We start from the raw sequence: 2,091 nt of genomic DNA on the forward strand, positions 1-2,091 counted from the left end.
AGCGCCGTGAGGCGTGGAGCGGACCAGTACTAATCGGTCGAGGACTTAACCAAGTTGTAAAACGTGGTGTTCTCAAAAAGAAAATAATTGAATAATATCTAGTTTTGAAAGAATAAGTTCTTTCTGTAGTGTAGTGGCGATAGCCTGAAGGATACACCCGTTCCCATGCCGAACACGGAAGTTAAGCTTCAGCACGCTGATAGTAGTTGGGGGATCGCCCCCTGCGAGGATAGGACGTTGCTACGCGCATTTGGAGGATTAGCTCAGTTGGGAGAGCGTCTGCCTTACAAGCAGAGGGTCACAGGTTCGAGCCCTGTATCCTCCATTTGAGCCGTTAGCTCAGTTGGTAGAGCATCTGACTTTTAATCAGAGGGTCGACAGTTCGAGACTGTCACGGCTCATTCACCTTAAGGTGAGTGGCAATTAGATAGAACATGGATACTGGCTATGCCGACTTAGCTCAGTTGGTAGAGCACCTGTCTTGTAAACAGGGGGTCGGAAGTTCGAATCTTCTAGTCGGCATTATTTTGCGGAAGTAGTTCAGTGGTAGAACATCACCTTGCCATGGTGGGGGTCGCGGGTTCGAATCCCGTCTTCCGCTTAATACCTAACGGTATTAAGCAAAGAAACATTATTTGCACCCATAGCGCAATTGGATAGAGTGTCTGACTACGAATCAGAAGGTTGTAGGTTCGACTCCTACTGGGTGCATTTTAACGGGAAGTAGCTCAGCTTGGTAGAGCACCTGGTTTGGGACCAGGGGGTCGCAGGTTCGAATCCTGTCTTCCCGATTAAATAAATAAATATTTTATTTAACATTTCGCGGTGTAGCTCAGCTGGCTAGAGCGTTCGGTTCATACCCGAGAGGTCGAGGGTTCGATCCCCCCCGCCGCGATTTGGACTTGAACTGGACCTTTAGCTCAGTTGGTTAGAGCAGACGGCTCATAACCGTCCGGTCGTAGGTTCGAGTCCTACAAGGTCCATCACCAGTTGGGCATTGTATGTTTTTATGGAGGATTACCCAAGTCTGGCTGAAGGGAACGGTCTTGAAAACCGTCAGGTGAGTAAAATCACGCGAGAGTTCGAATCTCTCATCCTCCTTTTATTCTTATATTATCGCGGGATGGAGCAGTCTGGTAGCTCGTCGGGCTCATAACCCGAAGGTCGCAGGTTCAAACCCTGCTCCCGCAATTGGTTCGTTGGTCTAGTTGGTTAGGACGCCTCCCTGTCACGGAGGAGATCACGAGTTCGAGTCTCGTACGGACCGTTGTCATGTTTGTTCGCCCAAACGTGACAACCATAAATACTAAATGGCAAATGGCTCGGTAGCTCAGTCGGTAGAGCAATGGATTGAAGCTCCATGTGTCGGCGGTTCGATTCCGTCCCGCGCCATTAAATTGACTCTATATGTTGCGGGTATAGTTTAGTGGTAAAACCACAGCCTTCCAAGCTGTTGTCGCGAGTTCGATTCTCGTTACCCGCTTTATATGGGCCTATAGCTCAGCTGGTTTAGAGCGCACGCCTGATAAGCGTGAGGTCGATGGTTCGAGTCCATTTAGGCCCATTATGGAGAAGTACTCAAGTGGCTGAAGAGGTGCCCCTGCTAAGGGTATAGGTCGCGGAAGCGGCGCGAGAGTTCGAATCTCTCCTTCTCCGTTTAGTTATGACCCGTTGGTCAAGTGGTTTAAGACACCGCCCTTTCACGGCGGTAACATGGGTTCGAATCCCGTACGGGTCATCTTCACAATTTAATATTATCGCGGGATGGAGCAGTCTGGTAGCTCGTCGGGCTCATAACCCGAAGGTCGCAGGTTCAAACCCTGCTCCCGCAATATTTGGTTCGTTGGTCTAGTTGGTTAGGACGCCTCCCTGTCACGGAGGAGATCACGAGTTCGAGTCTCGTACGGACCGTCAGTTAAAGTCTTCCCATTTGGGGAGGCTTTTTTGATATAAAAAATGTAGTCAGTTAAACGTTGCACGCTCATGGTCATTAGGACCGCTCAGCAGGGGGAGCGTAAGCACCTAATAACTGACCGTCTATGATTGGCGGTAAATCCACGATATGATTACCTCATCAAATAAAATTGGTGA

At 49.3% G+C, this 2,091-nt stretch carries 18 tRNA genes and 1 rRNA gene; all 19 read left to right on the forward strand.

Annotated features, from left to right (window positions below):
- The first annotated feature begins 129 nt into the window (after window positions 1–129).
- Window positions 130–246: ribosomal RNA gene (rrf, locus tag EKM89_RS13725) — 5S ribosomal RNA — on the forward strand.
- A 6-nt stretch (window positions 247–252) separates the two neighbouring features.
- A tRNA-Val gene (locus EKM89_RS13730) sits at window positions 253–325 on the forward strand.
- Between the two features lie 3 nt (window positions 326–328).
- Window positions 329–401: transfer RNA gene (locus EKM89_RS13735), tRNA-Lys, on the forward strand.
- 48 nt (window positions 402–449) lie between these two features.
- Window positions 450–522, forward strand: a tRNA-Thr gene (locus EKM89_RS13740).
- Between the two features lie 7 nt (window positions 523–529).
- Window positions 530–601: transfer RNA gene (locus EKM89_RS13745), tRNA-Gly, on the forward strand.
- A 36-nt stretch (window positions 602–637) separates the two neighbouring features.
- A tRNA-Arg gene (locus EKM89_RS13750) sits at window positions 638–711 on the forward strand.
- Between the two features lie 6 nt (window positions 712–717).
- Window positions 718–791 (forward strand) — tRNA-Pro (locus EKM89_RS13755).
- Between the two features lie 30 nt (window positions 792–821).
- A tRNA-Met gene (locus tag EKM89_RS13760) sits at window positions 822–895 on the forward strand.
- 14 nt (window positions 896–909) lie between these two features.
- Window positions 910–983 (forward strand) — tRNA-Ile (locus EKM89_RS13765).
- 28 nt (window positions 984–1,011) lie between these two features.
- Window positions 1,012–1,101, forward strand: a tRNA-Ser gene (locus tag EKM89_RS13770).
- A 16-nt stretch (window positions 1,102–1,117) separates the two neighbouring features.
- Window positions 1,118–1,191 (forward strand) — tRNA-Met (locus tag EKM89_RS13775).
- A 2-nt stretch (window positions 1,192–1,193) separates the two neighbouring features.
- Window positions 1,194–1,267, forward strand: a tRNA-Asp gene (locus EKM89_RS13780).
- Window positions 1,268–1,319: 52 nt separating this feature from the next.
- A tRNA-Phe gene (locus EKM89_RS13785) sits at window positions 1,320–1,392 on the forward strand.
- Between the two features lie 20 nt (window positions 1,393–1,412).
- A tRNA-Gly gene (locus tag EKM89_RS13790) sits at window positions 1,413–1,483 on the forward strand.
- A 6-nt stretch (window positions 1,484–1,489) separates the two neighbouring features.
- A tRNA-Ile gene (locus EKM89_RS13795) sits at window positions 1,490–1,564 on the forward strand.
- Between the two features lie 4 nt (window positions 1,565–1,568).
- Window positions 1,569–1,656: transfer RNA gene (locus tag EKM89_RS13800), tRNA-Ser, on the forward strand.
- Between the two features lie 9 nt (window positions 1,657–1,665).
- Window positions 1,666–1,738: transfer RNA gene (locus EKM89_RS13805), tRNA-Glu, on the forward strand.
- 20 nt (window positions 1,739–1,758) lie between these two features.
- Window positions 1,759–1,832, forward strand: a tRNA-Met gene (locus EKM89_RS13810).
- A 5-nt stretch (window positions 1,833–1,837) separates the two neighbouring features.
- Window positions 1,838–1,911 (forward strand) — tRNA-Asp (locus EKM89_RS13815).
- Window positions 1,912–2,091 lie beyond the last annotated feature (180 nt).

The sequence above is a fragment of the Levilactobacillus fujinensis genome, from assembly GCF_003946335.1.
In the GTDB taxonomy this organism is placed as follows: Bacteria; Bacillota; Bacilli; order Lactobacillales; family Lactobacillaceae; genus Levilactobacillus; species Levilactobacillus fujinensis.